15 protein-coding genes are annotated in these 16,756 nt (G+C 65.8%); 10 read left to right on the top strand and 5 right to left on the bottom strand.

Going from position 1 to position 16,756, the window contains the following annotated elements:
• The first annotated feature begins 10 nt into the window (after nucleotides 1-10).
• From ileS to ACZIYR_RS16690, 9 genes are all read left to right on the top strand, one after another.
• Nucleotides 11-2,845, top strand: coding sequence for an isoleucine--tRNA ligase (gene ileS / locus ACZIYR_RS16730; protein WP_483527485.1), 2,835 nt, complete (start codon nucleotides 11-13; stop codon nucleotides 2,843-2,845).
• A 25-nt stretch (nucleotides 2,846-2,870) separates the two neighbouring features.
• Nucleotides 2,871-3,359: a signal peptidase II gene (gene lspA, locus ACZIYR_RS16725; protein WP_473034888.1), complete on the top strand. Its 489-nt coding sequence runs from the start codon at nucleotides 2,871-2,873 to the stop codon at nucleotides 3,357-3,359.
• A gap of 125 nt (nucleotides 3,360-3,484) precedes the next feature.
• Nucleotides 3,485-3,931: an FKBP-type peptidyl-prolyl cis-trans isomerase gene (gene fkpB, locus ACZIYR_RS16720; RefSeq protein WP_473034887.1), complete on the top strand. Its 447-nt coding sequence runs from the start codon at nucleotides 3,485-3,487 to the stop codon at nucleotides 3,929-3,931.
• 86 nt (nucleotides 3,932-4,017) lie between these two features.
• Complete coding sequence (gene ispH, locus ACZIYR_RS16715) at nucleotides 4,018-5,013, top strand: 4-hydroxy-3-methylbut-2-enyl diphosphate reductase (protein WP_483527484.1); 996 nt, start codon at nucleotides 4,018-4,020, stop codon at nucleotides 5,011-5,013.
• Nucleotides 5,014-5,186: 173 nt separating this feature from the next.
• Complete coding sequence (locus ACZIYR_RS16710; protein ID WP_483527483.1) at nucleotides 5,187-5,594, top strand: type IV pilin protein; 408 nt, start codon at nucleotides 5,187-5,189, stop codon at nucleotides 5,592-5,594.
• Nucleotides 5,594-6,031 (top strand): GspH/FimT family pseudopilin, encoded by a 438-nt coding sequence (locus ACZIYR_RS16705; RefSeq protein ID WP_483527482.1) that lies wholly within the window; start codon nucleotides 5,594-5,596, stop codon nucleotides 6,029-6,031. Before ACZIYR_RS16710 ends, ACZIYR_RS16705 begins: the two co-directional genes overlap by 1 nt.
• An 8-nt stretch (nucleotides 6,032-6,039) precedes the next feature.
• Nucleotides 6,040-6,456, top strand: a complete 417-nt coding sequence (pilV, locus tag ACZIYR_RS16700; protein ID WP_483527481.1) for a type IV pilus modification protein PilV — start codon at nucleotides 6,040-6,042, stop codon at nucleotides 6,454-6,456.
• Between the two features lie 9 nt (nucleotides 6,457-6,465).
• Complete coding sequence (locus ACZIYR_RS16695; RefSeq protein ID WP_483527480.1) at nucleotides 6,466-7,047, top strand: PilW family protein; 582 nt, start codon at nucleotides 6,466-6,468, stop codon at nucleotides 7,045-7,047.
• A gap of 18 nt (nucleotides 7,048-7,065) precedes the next feature.
• The gene (locus tag ACZIYR_RS16690; protein ID WP_483527479.1) at nucleotides 7,066-8,304 is read left to right on the top strand and encodes a pilus assembly PilX family protein; all 1,239 of its coding nucleotides are present in this window, start codon (nucleotides 7,066-7,068) and stop codon (nucleotides 8,302-8,304) included.
• A 30-nt stretch (nucleotides 8,305-8,334) separates the two neighbouring features.
• On the opposite strand, the gene ACZIYR_RS16685 is transcribed toward ACZIYR_RS16690, so the two are convergent.
• The 3 genes from ACZIYR_RS16685 to ACZIYR_RS16675 form a co-directional block, all read right to left on the bottom strand.
• A complete protein-coding gene (locus tag ACZIYR_RS16685; RefSeq protein WP_483527478.1) occupies nucleotides 8,335-8,457 on the bottom strand; it encodes a hypothetical protein in 123 nt (40 codons plus the stop codon).
• 112 nt (nucleotides 8,458-8,569) lie between these two features.
• Complete coding sequence (locus ACZIYR_RS16680; RefSeq protein ID WP_483527477.1) at nucleotides 8,570-10,201, bottom strand: alpha/beta hydrolase; 1,632 nt, start codon at nucleotides 10,199-10,201, stop codon at nucleotides 8,570-8,572.
• Between the two features lie 91 nt (nucleotides 10,202-10,292).
• Nucleotides 10,293-11,168, bottom strand: coding sequence for a LysR substrate-binding domain-containing protein (locus ACZIYR_RS16675; protein ID WP_483527476.1), 876 nt, complete (start codon nucleotides 11,166-11,168; stop codon nucleotides 10,293-10,295).
• A 98-nt stretch (nucleotides 11,169-11,266) separates the two neighbouring features.
• Between ACZIYR_RS16675 and ACZIYR_RS16670 the strand changes: the two genes are divergently transcribed.
• A complete protein-coding gene (locus ACZIYR_RS16670) occupies nucleotides 11,267-12,268 on the top strand; it encodes an EamA family transporter (RefSeq protein WP_483527475.1) in 1,002 nt (333 codons plus the stop codon).
• On the opposite strand, the gene ACZIYR_RS16665 is transcribed toward ACZIYR_RS16670, so the two are convergent.
• Together ACZIYR_RS16665 and ACZIYR_RS16660 are read right to left on the bottom strand one after the other, a co-directional pair.
• Nucleotides 12,228-13,469: a ribonucleotide-diphosphate reductase subunit beta gene (locus ACZIYR_RS16665; protein WP_473034876.1), complete on the bottom strand. Its 1,242-nt coding sequence runs from the start codon at nucleotides 13,467-13,469 to the stop codon at nucleotides 12,228-12,230. The two genes, ACZIYR_RS16670 and ACZIYR_RS16665, sit on opposite strands and share 41 nt — an antisense overlap.
• 284 nt (nucleotides 13,470-13,753) lie before the next feature.
• Nucleotides 13,754-16,669 (bottom strand): ribonucleoside-diphosphate reductase subunit alpha, encoded by a 2,916-nt coding sequence (locus ACZIYR_RS16660; protein WP_483527474.1) that lies wholly within the window; start codon nucleotides 16,667-16,669, stop codon nucleotides 13,754-13,756.
• Nucleotides 16,670-16,756 lie beyond the last annotated feature (87 nt).

Raw genomic sequence — 16,756 nt, 5'->3', positions numbered from 1 at the left:
CCCCCAGGATATGAGCGACTACAAGCACACACTGAACCTGCCCGAAACCGACTTCCCCATGCGCGGCATGCTGCCCAAGCGCGAGCCCGGCCGGGTGGCGCAGTGGCAGGAGTTGAAGCTCTACCAGCGCCTGCGCGAAGCGCGCCAGGGGCGGCCGACCTTCGTGCTGCACGACGGCCCTCCCTACGCCAACGGCAGCATCCATATCGGTCACGCCGTCAACAAGATCCTCAAGGACATCATCGTCAAGTCCAAGAACCTGGCCGGCTTCGACGCCCCCTACGTGCCCGGCTGGGACTGCCACGGCCTGCCCATCGAGCACAAGGTGGAGACCACCCACGGCAAGCACCTGGCCCCCGAGCGTGCCCGGGAACTGTGCCGCGAATACGCCGGTGAACAGATCCAGGGCCAGCTCCAGGACTTCGTGCGGCTGGGCGTGATCGGCGACTGGGGCAACCCCTACCGCTCCATGGACTACGCCAACGAGGCCGGCGAAATCCGCGCCCTGGCCGACATGGTCGAGGCGGGCTACGTCTTCAAGGGCCTCAAGCCGGTCAACTGGTGCTTCGACTGCGGCTCCGCCCTGGCCGAGGCCGAGGTGGAGTACGCCGACAAGAAGTCCGACGCCATCGACGTCGCTTTCCCCTGTGCCGACGAGGCCGGGCTCGCCGCCGCCTTTGGCCTGACCGAGCTCACCAAGCCGGCGGCCGTGGTGATCTGGACCACCACTCCCTGGACTATCCCGGCCAACCAGGCGCTCAACGTTCACCCCGAGTTCACCTACGCCCTGGTGGACACCGGCGAGCGGCTGCTGATGCTGGCCGAGGAGCTGGTGGAGAGCTGCCTGGAGCGCTTCGGCCTGGAGGGCGAGATTATCGCCACCGCCACCGGCGAGCGCCTCGACCGGCTCGCCTTCCGCCACCCCTTCTATGACCGCCGCTCGCCGGTCTATCTCGCCGACTACGTCGAGGCCGAGGTGGGCAGCACCGGCATCGTCCACTCCTCGCCGGCCTACGGCGTCGACGACTTCGTCACCTGTCGCGCCTACGGCATGGACTTCAGCGAGATCAGAAGCCCGGTGCAGGGCGACGGCGTCTACGCCGACGACCTGCCCTTCTTCGGCGGCCAGCTGATCTGGAAGGCCAACCCCCATATCGTCGACAAGCTGCGCGAGGTCGGCGCGCTGATGGCCCACAAGCCGATCACCCATAGCTACATGCACTGCTGGCGCCACAAGACCCCGGTGATCTACCGCGCCACCGCCCAGTGGTTCGTGGGCATGGACATCCCGGGCAAGGACGGCAAGACCCTGCGCGAGCGGGCGCTCGCCGGCATCGAGGCGACCCGCTTCACCCCGGGCTGGGGCCAGGCGCGGCTGCACGCCATGATCGCCAACCGCCCCGACTGGTGCATCTCCCGCCAGCGCAGCTGGGGCGTGCCGATCCCCTTCTTCCTGCACAAGACCACCGGCGAGCTGCATCCCCGCACCGTCGAGCTGATGGAGGCGGCGGCAAGCCGCGTGGAGAAGGCAGGCATCGACGCCTGGTTCCGCCTCGACCCGGCCGAGCTGCTGGGCGAGGAGGCCGCCGACTACGAGAAGGTCACCGACACCCTGGACGTCTGGTTCGACTCCGGCACCACCCACCGCCACGTGCTGCGCGGCTCGCACCCCCACGGCCACGCGTCGGGCCCCCGCGCCGACCTCTACCTGGAGGGCTCCGACCAGCATCGCGGCTGGTTCCACTCCTCGCTGCTCACCGGCTGCGCCATCGACGGCCATCCGCCGTACCGCGGCCTGCTGACCCACGGCTTCACCGTGGACGCCCACGGCCGCAAGATGTCCAAGTCCATGGGCAACGTGGTGGCCCCCCAGGAGGTGATGGACAAGCTCGGCGCCGACATCCTGCGCCTGTGGGTCGCCTCCACCGACTACGGCGGCGAGATGGCGGTCTCCGACGAGATCCTCAAGCGCACCGCCGACGTCTACCGGCGCATCCGCAACACCGCGCGTTTCCTGCTGGCCAACCTCAACGGCTTCGAGCCCAACCGCGACGCCGTGGCCTTCGGCGAGATGCTGGCGCTGGACCAGTGGGTGGTGGACCGCGCCGCCCAGCTGCAGGCGCGCATCGAGACCGCCTACGACGAGTACCGCTTCCTGGACGTCTACCAGCAGGTGCACGGCTTCTGCGCCCGGGAGCTGGGCGGCTTCTACCTGGACGTGATCAAGGACCGCCAGTACACCACCCAGGCCGACTCCCTGGCCCGGCGCAGCGCCCAGACCGCCCTCTACCAGGTGGTGGAGGCGCTCGCCCGCTGGGTGGCGCCGATCCTCAGCTTCACCGCCGAGGAGATCTTCGAGAACATCCCCGGCGAGCGCGGCGACAGCGTGCTGCTGGAGGAGTACTACGACGGCCTGGCCACCCTGCCGGAAAACGCCGAGATGGGCCGCGACTTCTGGGAGCAGGTGCTCGAGGTCAAGCAGGCGGTCAACAAGTGCCTGGAAGAGGCGCGCAACGCCAAGACCATCAAGGGCAGCCTGGCCGCCGAGGTCACCCTCTACGTGGACGATGCCCTGCAGGCGACGCTGGCCAAGCTGGGCGACGAGCTGCGCTTCGTGATGCTCACCAGCGAAGTGCGCCTGGCACCGCTGGCCGATGGTGAAGGTGCTGAGGCCACCGAGCTTGCCGGCCTGAAGGTGGCCGTAGCCGCCAGCGGCCACACCAAGTGCGAGCGCTGCTGGCACCACCGCGAGGACGTGGGCCGCCACGCCGAGCACCCCGAGCTGTGCGGGCGCTGCGTGAGCAACCTGCCGGAAGGCCCCGGCGAAGTGCGTCGCTATGCCTGAGCAGCCGCGCACCGAGGAGCTCCCGATGAAGCGGCCGCTGCGCTGGCTGTGGCTGGCCGCGGCGGTGGTGGCGCTCGACCTCGCCACCAAGGCCCTGGCCTCGGCCCTGCTGACCTACGGCCAGCCGGTGGCGGTGCTGCCGTTCTTCAACCTGACGCTGCTGCACAACCACGGCGCCGCCTTCAGCTTCCTGGCCGACCACGGCGGCTGGCAGCGCTGGTTCTTCGCCGTGATCGCGGTGGGCGCCAGCATCGGCCTGACGGTCTGGATGAGCCGGCTCAAGGCCCACGAGAAGCTGCTGGGGGCCGCCCTGGCGCTGATCATCGGCGGCGCCCTGGGCAATCTCTACGACCGCCTGGTGCACGGCTACGTGGTGGATTTCCTCTCTTTCCACGTGGCCGGCTGGTACTACCCGGCCTTCAACGTGGCGGACATCGGCATCACCCTGGGGGCCATCGCCCTGATCTGGGAATCCATCTTCGACGGCCGCCGCAAGGCGTCCCGGCGCGGCTGAGCGCCAGGCCGCCTTGGCTTTGTAGGAGGCCGGCTCCGCCGGCGGCTCGACGCTTCGACGAAGGGCGTCGACAGGCGCCTGGCGGAGCTATGAACCCATACCATCTTTAGCGAGTCCGAGATTTCATGAGCGACTATCGAATTGACGAGGGCATGGAAGTCACCCTGCACTTCACCCTCAAGCTGGAAGACGGCACCGTGGTAGACTCCACCCGCGACAAGCAGCCCGCCACCTTCCAGGTGGGCGACGGCAACCTGCCGCCGGGCTTCGAGCAGCCGCTGAAGGGCATGACCGACGGCGAGTCCGGCCGCTACGAGATCACCCCGGAGCACGCCTTCGGCCAGCACAACCCGCAGAACATGCAGCTCCTCGACCGCAGCGACTTCGAGGAGATCGAGCCCGAAGTGGGCACGGTGATGTCCTTCGCCGACCCCGCCGGCGGCGAGCTGCCCGGCGTCATCACCCGGGTCGACGACAAGCAGGTGGAGGTGGACTTCAATCACCCGCTGGCAGGGCGTACCCTGACCTTCGAGGTGGAAGTGATCGAGGTGAAGCCCGCCCAGACGCACTGAGAGCGATTGAGAAACCTCCCAGCGGCTGAGGGGCGCCGGGGGAAGGTCGCAGCGAAGGCTCCACCAGCACCGGAACACAGACACCGATGCCGAGGCATCAAGGACGCAACACCATGCAAGCTAGTTCTTTGCAGATCAAGCTGGCCAACCCCCGCGGCTTCTGCGCCGGTGTGGACCGCGCCATCGAGATCGTCAACCGCGCGCTGGACGTCTTCGGCCCGCCGATCTACGTGCGTCACGAGGTGGTCCACAACCGCTTCGTGGTCGACACCCTGCGCGAACGCGGGGCGGTGTTCGTCGAGGAGCTCGACGAGGTGCCCGACGACGTCATAGTGATCTTCTCCGCCCACGGCGTCTCCCGCGCCGTGCAGGAGGACGCCGAGCGCCGCGGCCTCAAGGTCTTCGACGCCACCTGCCCGCTGGTCACCAAGGTGCACATGGAAGTGCTGCGCTACGCCAAGCGCGGCCAGGAGTGCATCCTGATCGGTCACGCCGGCCACCCCGAGGTGGAAGGCACCATGGGCCGCTATGACACCGCCCACGGCGGGCGGATCTACCTGGTGGAAGACGAGGCCGACGTGGCGAAGCTGGAGGTCAAGGACCCTGAGCATCTCTCCTTCGTTACCCAGACCACCCTCTCCATGGACGACACCGCCAAGGTGATCGACGCCCTGCGCGCCAAGTTCCCCGCCATTGACGGGCCGCGCAAGGACGACATCTGCTACGCCACCCAGAACCGCCAGGACGCGGTGCGCGAGCTGGCTGCGGGCAGCGACCTGCTGCTGGTAGTGGGCAGCCCCAACAGCTCCAACTCCAACCGCCTGCGCGAGCTGGCGGAGCGGGTGGGGACCCCGGCCTATCTGATCGACGACGCCGACCAGATCGACCCCCGCTGGCTCGACGGGGTCAAGGTGGTGGGCATTACCGCTGGCGCCAGCGCCCCGGAGGTGCTGGTCAAGGGGGTGATCGAGCGGCTGCAGGGCCTGGGCGCCACCGCCCCGGAAGAGCTCGACGGCCGCGAGGAGACCATCACCTTCTCCATGCCCCGGGAGCTGCGCGAGCGGGTGATCGCCAGTGAGTAGCGAGCCGTCTTCGGGATGAGAATGCTGGCGCTAGTGTGACCAGCTCTGTCAGTATCGGGACTGGGCAGGGAAGCCGGGCGAAAGCCCGGCTTTTTTGATCTCCCGCCTGGCGAGGCTGGCTGGGATCATACATACTGAAACTAAATGTAACCAAGGCAGGGGAGAAGCGCCGAGTGACGAACACCGCCACCCGACGTCGGCCAGTGGCCACCGCAGGAAGCGCCCGGCGCCGGGCCGCCGGCTTTACGCTGATCGAGCTTTTGATCGCCGTGGCGATCATCGGCATTCTGGCGTCGATCGCGATACCGAGCTATCAGCGGTATGTGGAAAACAGTCGGCGAGCGGATGCGCATGCAGGGCTGATGCAGGCCGCCGGGCAGCTCGAGCGCTGCTACACGGTCAACAACAGCTACAGCGGCTGCTCGATCACCGAGACCTCACCGGATGGGATCTACACCATTTCGGTCAGCGATGCTGGCTCTGGCTATACGCTGACGGCCACCACCTCTCAGGAGGATCGCTGCCCGGGTAATTTGACGCTTACACACCTTGGTGAGCGTGGCCCAGACGGCTGCTGGTGATGATGATGAGACCCCGTGGCTTCACCTTGATCGAGCTGTTGGTCACCATTGCGGTGCTGGCGATCATGGCCACCGTTGCCGTACCCGGGTTTCAGGGCATGATGGCCAGTAACCGGTTGGCCAGTGACTACAACGAGATTCTCAGTGGGCTCAACTATGCCAGGAGTGAAGCGATCAAACGCAGAGAGCCCGTCACCTTCGAAGTCGTCGATGAGTCACCCTGGCAGTACGTCGTGTCCTACTCAGGGGGGGAGCTTGCGAGAAGGGAAGGGAGAGGCGCACAGGTGACAGTGGATGAGATCGAGGTGGTCTTCAACGCATTGGGAAGAAGAGCTAGCTGTCCCAGCGGCTGCAGCCTGACGATTGTACATAGCAGCGGGGGAGATCGTGAGATTCAGGTGAGTGCCACCGGCCGCATTGGCAAACCGACGAGTTGAGGAGGGCGATGAATCCGTATCGACAGGCATCTGGATTTACGCTGATAGAGGCATTGATTGCCGTCCTGGTGCTTTCCATCGGCCTGCTAGGTGTGGCGGCCATGCAGCTCAAGGCGCTGCAGAGTGCGCATATGGGCTACCAGCGCGCGGTGGCGAGCCTGATTGCGGTTGATGCCCAGGAAAGGGCATGGGCGGCGCTGAGCCAGAGCGGAGTGTGTCCAGACGCATCAGCGATCAATGGCTGGATAGACGACTGGGCAGGTGTTCTTGAAATTACCAATGGTGATGCCCTGACTGGTGGTGGAGTGTCGAATGACTGTGAGTACGACGTGAAACTCGAGTGGGGCGAAGACAGGCTGTCAGTTGATGAGGCCTTCCAGGCTTTCGAGTATCGGTTTCGTCTTCCCATATTATCAACTCCTTGAAGGCTTTTCATGAAGGCATGGGCGCGACACAATGCTACTCCGCAACGCTACCAAGGGGGATTTTCCTTGGTGGAGTTGATGGTGGCCATGCTGGTAGGGCTGATCATCATCCTGGGGGCGGGACAGCTTTTCTTGACTGGGTTTCAAACGTTCCGGCAGACCGAGCTGCTGAGCAATAAGCAGGCGGCGCTGACCTTTGCCACGGAAACGCTGATCCGTGATATTCGTAGGGCAGACAACATCGCTTTTAATGGTGGTGAACTGACTATTCAGTTTCCAAACAATGGTGATATGGCGGCTTGCGACCCGGGCAATAATATCATTCGCGTCTATCGGCTGAGTAGTTCTGCTGTAAGCACCACGGAAGGCTGGGCGCTGAACATGGGGCAGGGCTGCAATACTGCTCCAGCCTCTAACTCCTACGAGCCACTCGTAACCTCATTTGTGAGCGGTGGGTTCAGCGCCGATGACTCTGAAGCGGCGAGTGGAGTCTGGACAATTAATTTTACTCTTCTCTCCAGTCAGGACGGAGATCCCGATTCCTTCGACTTCACGGCTGTGAATCGAAGCCGGGCTGTAACAGCGCCTTGATAGGCGAAGGAGGTTGGCATGAAACAGCAACGCGGTGCGGCACTGGTGGTGGTACTGTCGATGCTAGCAATGTCACTGATGCTGGGGCTTTCCGGCATGCAGTCGTCGCTGATTGATGAGCGCTTGGCGGGGAACTATAAGGCAGCATCTGAAGCGCAAATGGCAGCAGAGATGGCTGCTTCGCAAGGGGTTACAAGAATTGCCTCCCCTACTGTGAGTGATGCCTATCCTGATCCGGTTTTCATTGAGGTGATAGATTTTAAGCCCGGTGATTATGCTAGCTTTGCATGGTTAAATTCTTGGGATGATTTTTCTGCTTTTGGACTTCAGGGTGGTGAGCTTAATGATGCACATGGAGGGGAAATTGTCTCAAGTGATCCTCGGGAGCCAAGCTGGGCATATCGGTTTGTAGAGGGCAGTGGAGGGCGGAGATATGTTGTAGCCATGGGGGCTATATCCGATGGTGCAAAGGTGCTCTCCCAGAGTGAGCCAGTGATTGTTTCGTATTCTTCAAAATTTAATTTTAATCGCGCTCTCAGTGTTTTTGGTGGCATACAGGATATTAACTCTCCGCCTTCTTGGTACCCTAACTCCGCAAACGCGGGTATCAATGGTGGCGATGATGGCCAAGCACTTTTCTATGAGGGGGAGGCGCATGATTGTGAGTCTTCCGAGAATAGGCAGCAATGCTATGAGGGCTTGCATCTTTATGGCGGAGTAACCTATGGAGGTGAAGAGAACACAGAAGCAAGAAGTATGTTTGAGATGTTGTATAATTCAGTTGATGGTGCTCCAGGTGATGTTGTAAAAGAGAGCTCGGATATTGAGTGGATAGACCGTAATGCTGATTGCAGCGAAGAAGGTGTCTATCAGGTAGCAGTGCTGGAGACATTTAGCGCGGCTAACAATAAAAAATTTTGCGGCTTGCTGGTTGTATGGGGTGGATATGTAAACATTGACGATAACGCTGTGGATGTAACGCTTAGCGGTAATGAGAATGTTGATGGCACCTTGATAGTTGGTAATTATGCAAAAGATTTTGATGCCGACAATAATCCTATCCCTGATTTCACTCAGCCTGTTTCTGAGGTTGATTTGACAATAAATGGTGGAGGGGCAAATGGTTCTGTTTTCTTTAATCTTGGTGTGATATGGAGCTCTATGTTGGAGCTTGGTGTAAGCGAGGAGGAAATTGAAGAGCTTTTCCCTGCTGCGGGTGGGGGTGGGTTCAATATTTTTCCAGATAGTTGGCGGTAGCTATAGATAGGGTGAGGATCAGCCGGTCTCTCATTCCCTCTTGCCAGGCCCCCGATAATGCCCGGGTACCTTGATTCTCTCGCCGCTGGGCAGCTGCCGGAAATAGGTGGGCACATAGACCCGCTTGATGACGCTCCTGCGCTGCTCGCTCATGGCCATTCCTCCTTGTCCTTCCATGTCCCTTCAACATAAGCCCTCGACGGCCGGGTAAGCAATCGCCAGCCGAGGGCAGCCCCCGGCTTGGCATCCCTGCCGGGCCTGTCCGTCAGGGGGCGAAGCGCTCGCGCAGCCTGTCCAGGTCGGCCTCGCTCCAGCCCTCGGGCTCCGTCAGCGCCAGCCAGGCGTCGATATAGTGCTCGGCGGCGATCTCGTGGCCGTAGCCCGGCGGGGCGCGGCCGATGGCCAGGTCGGCCAGCAGCTGCAGCAGCGTGACCACCGGGTACCAGCGCAGCGCCTCGGAGACATCCGGACCGCGGGGTTCGCGCATCCAGTCCGGCTCCCGATAGAGCGCCCGGGGCTCGAAGAAGGTAATCGGGTCGCTGGCGTACTGCAGGTAGGCGATGCGAAACGCTCCCCACTCGCCCTCCGGCGCCTCCAGCCCCTGATACTGGTTCATGAAGCGCACCACCGAGCCGTCGCGGAAGCGCGGCAGCCAGGCCGGCGAGCCCGGTTCGCGGTCCCGGGTGACATTGCGCCAGGTGGCGCTGCGAAACGGCGGGCCGCTCCACAGCGCTCCGTGGAAGGGGTCGTCGATGATGTCGTAGAGGTCGAAGGAGAGATCCGAATTGAGCGAGCCCAGGCTCAGCCCATGCAGGTAGAGCCGCGGGCGCTCCTCCTCGGGCAGCGTGGTCCAGTGGCCGGAGACGGCCTCGAACAGCGCCCGGGCGCTTTCCACGCCGTAGTCGCCCTCCACCACCAGCGACAGGTGGCTGGGCAGGTAGGAGTACTGGGCGGTGACGGTGGCGATATCGCCGCGGTGGAGGTATTCCAGGGTGTCCTGGGCGCGGGGGTCGAGCCAGCCGCGCCCGGTGGGCGTGGCCAGCAGCAGCACGTTGCGCTCGAAGCCGCCCACTCGCTTGAGCTCCTCCAGGGCCAGCTCGGCCCGCGCCTCGGCGCTCTCGGCGGCGTTCAGGCCCACATAGACGCGAATCGGCGCCGATGCCGGTTCGCCGAGAAAGTCGCTCAGCGTCTCGGCCGAGGGCGTGCGGGAGACGAAGCGCCGCCCGCGGCTGCCCAGCGCCTCCCAGCTCACCAGCGACTCGGCGCTGCCGGTGGTCATCGGGTCAGCGGGCGGCGCCAGGTCGTCCTGCATTAGCTCGTCGACCTGCTGGTAGGAGGTGTCGGCGGCGCGCAAGGCGAGGGTGAAGACGATGCCGTCGATCACCGACCAGAACAGCGCCGCCGCCGCCACCACGCCGATGACGTTGGAGACCCGGCGCGGGATATGGCGCTGCAGCCGAGCGGAGAGAAAGTGGAAGGTGCGCCGGAAGAGCCTCGCCAGCAGCAGCAGGGCGGAGAAGACCAGCAGGGAGAGCAGGGCGATGGTCAGGGGACGAATGCCGCGCACCTCGTCCATGCCCATCAGCTCGCGCACCGAGTTCTGCCAGGCGGAGGCCTGCCATAGGAAGGCGACGGCGATCAGCCCGCAGAGCAGGGCGGCCACCCAGGTGACGATGCGGCCAAGGCGTGGCCCCGGCTCCGGCAGATGGAGATAGGCCCACACCCAGTGGCCGGCCACCCCCAGCGCATAGCCGGCAGTGAAGGACAGCCCCGAGACGACCCCCTGGGCGTAGAGCGGGCGTGGCAGCAGGCTCGGGGTGAGGGAGGCGGCGAATAGCAGCGTGCCGAGCAGCAGCCCGACCGTGGAGAAGGTCGCGAATTGCCTGAGTCCTTGCATGGCGATGCCTCTCCTGGCGGCCTGGGGTAGACGGTGGGGGTTCTGAGAAAAGGCTACCGAGTCAGCACGGGGCCGTCCAATCGGCGCCGCCTCAGTTGCCGGCGGGGCCCTGGGGCGCGAGCTGCTCCGCGATCAGCTCGGCCAGGCAGCGGGCCGGCGCCGTCGGGCGCCCCGGGGCCCTGTGCAGCGCTAGCTCGATGGCGGGTAGCGCCGGCAGTCCGCTGCTCTCGTCCAGGGCCCGCAGCGCGGGCGTGAGCATGTTGCGGGTCACCACCACGACCGCCAGGCCGGCCGTCACGATGGGGGCAAGGCCGGTCATCGACTGGCTGGTGAAGGCGAGCCGCCAGTCGCGGCCTGCGGCCGCCAGGGCGCCTTCCGCCACCTCGCGGAAGAGATCCGCGCCGGGGGAGTAGAGCGCCAGGGGGAGGGGATCGCTGAGCGACGGCTGCTGATGCAGGCCCACCGCCCACACCAGAGGCTCGCGGCGCACCACCGTTCCTCCCGGGGAGTGGCGCTGGCGCGTGACCAGGGCCAGGTCCAGCTCGCCGGCCCGCACCTGCTGGACCAGGGTGGCGCTGGTGTTGCAGGCCACCTGGAGCCGCACCGCCGGGTAGAGCTGGTGGAAATAGGAGAAGACCGAGGAGAGCAGCGAGGCGTAGTCCTCGGGGATGCCCAGGCTAAGGCTGCCGGCGACCTGGCGCTGCTGCATGTCGCTCCAGGCCGCGTCGTTGAGCGCCAGCAGCCGGCGGGCATGGCCCAGCAGCCGCTCCCCCTCGGCGGTGAAGCGCAGGCGGCGGCCGTCGCGCTCATGCAGCGCCACCCCCAGGGAGGCCTCCAGCCGGTGGAGCTGCATGCTCACCGTGGACTGGGTGTAGGCCAGTCGCTGGGCGGCGGCGGTCACGGTGCCGGTGTCGGCGATCGCCACCAGGGTGCGCAGCAGGTTCAGGTCCAGGGTGCGCTGTCGCATACATCACCAAGATTGATGAATCGCATCATGAAAGATCGATATTGTGATGATTCTGCCCCGGTTACCCTGCTGCCGTCATCCCCGGACAGGAGTTAGCCATGTCGACCCTCACGCATGCCCCCCATCGTCCCCTGCTGGGCAGCGTGGCCGCGGCATTGCCGGCCATTCTGCTGTGGAGCCTGGCGCCGCTGCTGGTGGAGGCCGCCGGCGGCCTGCCGCCTCTGCGCCTGAGTGCGCTGGCGCTGGTGGCGGGGGCGCTGGCCACGGCAACCCTGGGGCCGCGCCGCCCCAGCGTACCGGCGCCGCTTTCCTCCGCCTGGCGGCTGGCGCTCTTCGCCCTGGTGCCGCTGCTGATGGTCGGGGCGGTGGGCGCCTACCTGGCCGGCCTGGGCATGGCGCCCACCGCCGAGGCGGCGCTGATCACCTATACCTGGCCGGTGCTGTTCGTGGTCATCAGCCAGTGGTTTGCTCAGGGGCGGGTCACCTTTTCGGCGCTGAGCGGCGCCGCCGTGGCCTTTGCCGGCGGTGCGCTGCTGCTCGCTCCCCAGGCGCTGGCGGGCGGGATGTCGGGAGAGCTGGCGGGCTATGCGCTGGCGCTGCTGGCGGGGTGCTGCTGGGCGCTCTACTCCTGGCTCTGCCAGGCGGCGCCGGTGGCCCTCACCGCGCTGATGCCGCGGCTCTTCCTGGCGGCCGGTGGCCTGGCCGCGCTGCTCAGCCTGGCGCTGGAGGGGGTGGGAGGCCTGCCCGCCGGCCAGGCACTGCTGGCCGGTGTGGCGCTGGGCGCGGGGCCCTACGGGGTGGCCATGGTGTGCTGGGACAGGGCGCTGCGTCTGGGCCACCCCGGCCTGGTGGGCAGCCTCGCCTATGGGGTGCCGGTGTTTGCCGCGCTGTTCATGGTGATGGCCGGTGTTGCCACGCCGGACTGGCGGCTGCCGGCGGCCGCCGCCCTGGTGGTGACCGGCTGCGCGGTGTCGGGGTGGCCTACCCGGGGGCGGCAGAAACGCCCAGGGCCGGCACCCGAGGATGCCGGCCCTGTCGAAACGTCGCCGCAGGCCGAGTTCAGTCCCAGCTCAGCGCGCCGCCCACCTGGTACTCGGTGACCCGAGTCTCGAAGAAGTTCTTCTCCTTGCGCAGGTCGATGATCTCGCTCATCCAGGGGAAGGGGTTCTGGGCGCCGGGGAACTGCTCCTTGAGGCCGATCTGGGCCAGGCGGCGGTTGCAGATGAAATGGAGATACTCCTCCATGATCGCCGCGTTCATGCCCAGCACGCCCCGGGGCATGGTGTCCCGGGCGTAGGCGATCTCCAGCTCGGTGCCCTCGAGGATCATCTGGGTCACTTCGTCCTGGAACTCGGCCGTCCAGAGGTGCGGGTTCTCGATCTTGATCTGGTTGATCATGTCCACGCCGAAGTTCAGGTGCATGGACTCGTCGCGCAGGATGTACTGGAACTGCTCGGCCACGCCGGTCATCTTGTTGCGCCGCCCCATGGAGAGGATCTGGCTGAAGCCGCAGTAGAAGAAGATGCCCTCGGTGACGCAGTAGAAGGCGACCAGGTTGCGCAGCAGCTCCTGGTCGGTCTCCGGGGTGCCGGTCTGGAAGTCCGGGCGCGCCAGGGACTGGGTGTGCTTGAGGCTCCAGGCGGACTTGGCGGCCACCGAGGGCACCTCGCGGTACATGTTGAAGACCTCGCCCTCGTCCATGCCCAGCGACTCCACGCAGTACTGGTAGGCGTGGGTGTGGATCGCCTCCTCGAAGGCCTGGCGCAGCAGGTACTGGCGGCACTCGGGGTTGGTGATCAGCCGATAGAGGGCCAGCACCAGGTTGTTGGCCACCAGCGAATCCGCAGTGGAGAAGTAGCCCAGGCTGCGCTCGACGATGCGCCGCTCGTCGGCGGTCAGGCCATCCTGGCTCTTCCACAGGGCGATGTCGGCGTTCATGTTCACTTCCTGGGGCATCCAGTGGTTGGCGCTGCCGTCCAGGTACTTCTGCCAGGCCCACTCGTACTTGAAGGGCACCAGCTGGTTGAGGTCGGCGCGGGCGTTGATCATCTGCTTGTCGTCGACCTCGATGCGCGCCGCGCCCATCTCCAGCTCTTCCAGGCCCGCGGCCACGTCGAGCTCCTCCAGGGACCGACGGGCACGCTCGAGACGGTCGCCCTCGGCCACCCGGTAGCTGCCGCTGGATTCCGCCACCGTATCGCTCGCGGCCTTGGCGGGTTGCGGCTTGGCGGCCGGCGCGGCCTTGGCCGGCTGCTCGGCGACGGGGGTATCGTCTTCGTGGAACTCGTCCCAGTTCAGCATTTCATTTTCCCTCAGATATATGACTCGTTTCAGGCTCCGCCGGGGCGCCTGCGGCGCCAGTCGCGACGCGGAGTCGGAGCGCCGAACCGGGCGCTCCTACATATGCACCGTCTCTGTAGGAGCATCTTTAGATCGCGACTGGAGGCGACAGCCTCCCGGCGGTGTCCCGGCGTTGGCGGTTACCGCGAGCGTTGCCGTCTCCGCTGGGGCGCCTGCGGCGCCAGTCGCGACGGGAACCGGGCGCTCCTACAGGTGCGGCCTCCCGGCGGTGTTGCCTGCGGTGCTTACTGGCACGCTTCGCAGCCCAGCTCGTCGATATCGCTCGCCGAGGGGGCCCGGGAGCCGCTGCCGCTCTTGCCGGTGAGGAAGTCCTCGATGCCGCGGGGCTCTCTACCGGGCGCTGAGGGCTCCGGCTTGCCGGCAGGCTCGGCGGGCGTGGCGGCCGGCGCGCTGCCGCTGCTCACGGCGTTGAGCGTGCCGCGGTCCACGGTGGACTTCTCCACTGCCGTGGCGCCCAGGGCGCGCAGGTAGTAGGTGGTCTTGAGGCCGCGGAACCAGGCCATGCGGTAGGTCACGTCGAGCTTCTTGCCGGAAACGCCCTTGATGTAGAGGTTCAGCGACTGCGCCTGGTCGATCCACTTCTGGCGGCGCGCGGCGGCCTCCACCAGCCACTTGGGCTCCACCTCGAAGGCGGTGGCGTACTTGGCCTTGAGGTCCTCGGGCACCCGGTCGATGGGCTGCACGCTGCCGTCGTAGTACTTGAGGTCGTTGATCATCACCTCGTCCCACAGGCCGCGGGCCTTGAGGTCGGCCACCATGGCGGCGTTGACCACGGTGAACTCCCCTGAGAGGTTCGATTTGACGAACAGGTTCTGGTAGGTCGGCTCGATGGACTGGGTCACGCCGCAGATGTTGGAGATGGTCGCCGTCGGGGCGATGGCCATCACGTTGGAGTTGCGCATGCCCTGCTCGGCGATCTTGTGACGCAGGCGGCCCCACGCCTGGGTGGTGCTGGTGTCCACTTCCAGGTAGTCGGCGCCGCGCTCGACCTTGAGCTTCTCCAGGGAGTCGATGGGCAGCACGCCCTGGCTCCACAGCGAGCCATCGAAGCTCGCGTAGCGGCCGCGCTCGGCGGCGAGATCGCTGGAGGCCTCGATGGCGTGGTAGCTGACCAGCTCCATGGAGCGGTCGGCGAACGCCACCGCCGCGTCAGAGGCGTAGGCGATGTCCTGGGCGTAGAGGGCGTCCTGGAAGCCCATGATGCCCAGCCCCACCGGGCGGTGCTTGAGGTTGGAGCGCTCGGCCTGGGGCACCGCGTAGTAGTTGATGTCGATGACGTTGTCGAGCATGCGCACGGCGGTACGCACGGTGCGCTTGAGCTTGTCGCCGTCGAGCTCGCCGTCCACCACGTGGGCCGCCAGGTTCACCGAGCCCAGGTTGCACACCGCGATCTCGTCGACGCTGGTGTTCAGGGTGATCTCGGTGCACAGGTTGGAGGAGTGCACCACCCCGGCGTGCTGCTGGGGACTGCGCAGGTTGCAGGGGTCCTTGAAGGTGATCCAGGGGTGGCCGGTCTCGAAGAGCATCGAGAGCATCTTGCGCCACAGGTCTTTGGCCCGCACCCGCTTGTAGAGCTTGAGCTGACCGGTGTGGGTCATCGCCTCGTACTCGGCATAGCGCTGCTCGAAGGCGGCGCCGTAGAGGTCGTGGAGGTCCGGGCAGGTGGAGGGCGAGAAGAGCGTCCACTCCTTGTCGTCGAAGACCCGCTTCATGAACAGGTCCGGCACCCAGTTGGCGGTGTTCATGTCGTGGGTGCGGCGGCGGTCGTCGCCGGTGTTCTTGCGCAGCTCCAGGAACTCCTCGATGTCCAGGTGCCAGGTCTCCAGGTAGGCGCACACCGCGCCCTTGCGCTTGCCGCCCTGGTTCACCGCCACGGCGGTGTCGTTGACCACCTTGAGAAACGGCACTACGCCCTGGCTCTTGCCGTTGGTGCCCTTGATGTAGGAGCCCAGCGCCCGCACCGGCGTCCAGTCGTTACCGAGCCCCCCGGCCCACTTGGAGAGCAGGGCGTTGTCGCGGATGGCGCTGTAGATGCCGTCCAGATCGTCGGGCACCGAGGTCAGGTAGCAGGAGGAGAGTTGGCTTCTCACCGTGCCGGCGTTGAACAGCGTCGGGGTGGAGGCCATGTAGTCGAAGCGCGAGAGCAGCTCGTAGAACTCGATGGCGCGCGCTTCGCGATCATCCTCGTTGAGCGCCAGCCCCATCGCCACGCGCATGAACATCACCTGGGGCAGTTCGTAGCGCACCTCGTCCCGGTGGATGAAGTAGCGGTCGTAGAGGGTCTGCAGCCCCAGGTAGGTGAAGGCGTTGTCGCGGGTGTGATCCAGGGCCTCGCCCAGCCGCGCCAGGTCGAACTCGGCGAGCCGCGGGTCGAGCTGCTCGAACTCGATGCCCTTGGCCACGTAGGCCTCGAAGGCCGGCTTGTAGAGCTCGGCCATGTCGCCGAAGGTGGCCTCCTCGGCGATACCCAGGAAGGAGAGGGCCTCGCGGCGCAGGTTGTCCTGCAGCAGCCGCGCGGTGACGTAGGTGTAGTCCGGCTCCTTCTCCACCAGGGTGCGGGCGGTCATCATCAGCGCCTGGGAGACGCCGTCAACGGTGACGCCGTCGTAGAGGTTCTTCAGCGAGTCCTCGACGATCTTGTCCGGGTCGACGTTGGCGAGCCCCGCACAGGCGTCCTGCACCAGGGTCTCGATGCGGCCCAGGTCCAACGGGCGCGCCGTGCCGTCGGTCAGGGTGACGTTGAGGGTGGGGTGGGGCTTGGCGATGTCTTCATTGGCGGCGCGGGCCCGGGCGTGGGCTTCGCGGTAGAGCACGTAGGCGCGGGCGACCTTCTGCTCGCCGGCGCGCATCAGCGCCAGTTCCACCTGGTCCTGGATGTCCTCGATGTGCACGGTGCCGCCGTCGGGCATGCGGCGCTGGAAAGTATCGGCGATGCCGCGGGACGCCTCGGCAACGAAGTCGCGCACCCGCGAGGAGGCGGCGGCGTTGTCGCCCTCCACGGCGATGAAGGCCTTGGACATGGCCACGGCGATCTTGTCGACGTCGAAGGCCACCACGTCGCCGGTGCGCTTGATGACGCGCAGGGTTCGCGGGGCGGTGACCGACAGGTCGGGGGCGTCGGGGGAGTGGAGTGTTTCCATGGGAGTCAGTCCCTTCCTCTTGGGTTGGGCTAGGCGCTGTCTGGCCATCGCACGTCGACGCTTCAGGCAGAGCCTACATCAGGGAAA

The sequence above is a fragment of the Billgrantia sp. NRB1 genome (genome assembly GCF_056921725.1).
Note: the sequence above shows the minus strand (reverse complement) of the source record. Positions and strands in the feature narration are given on the sequence as shown.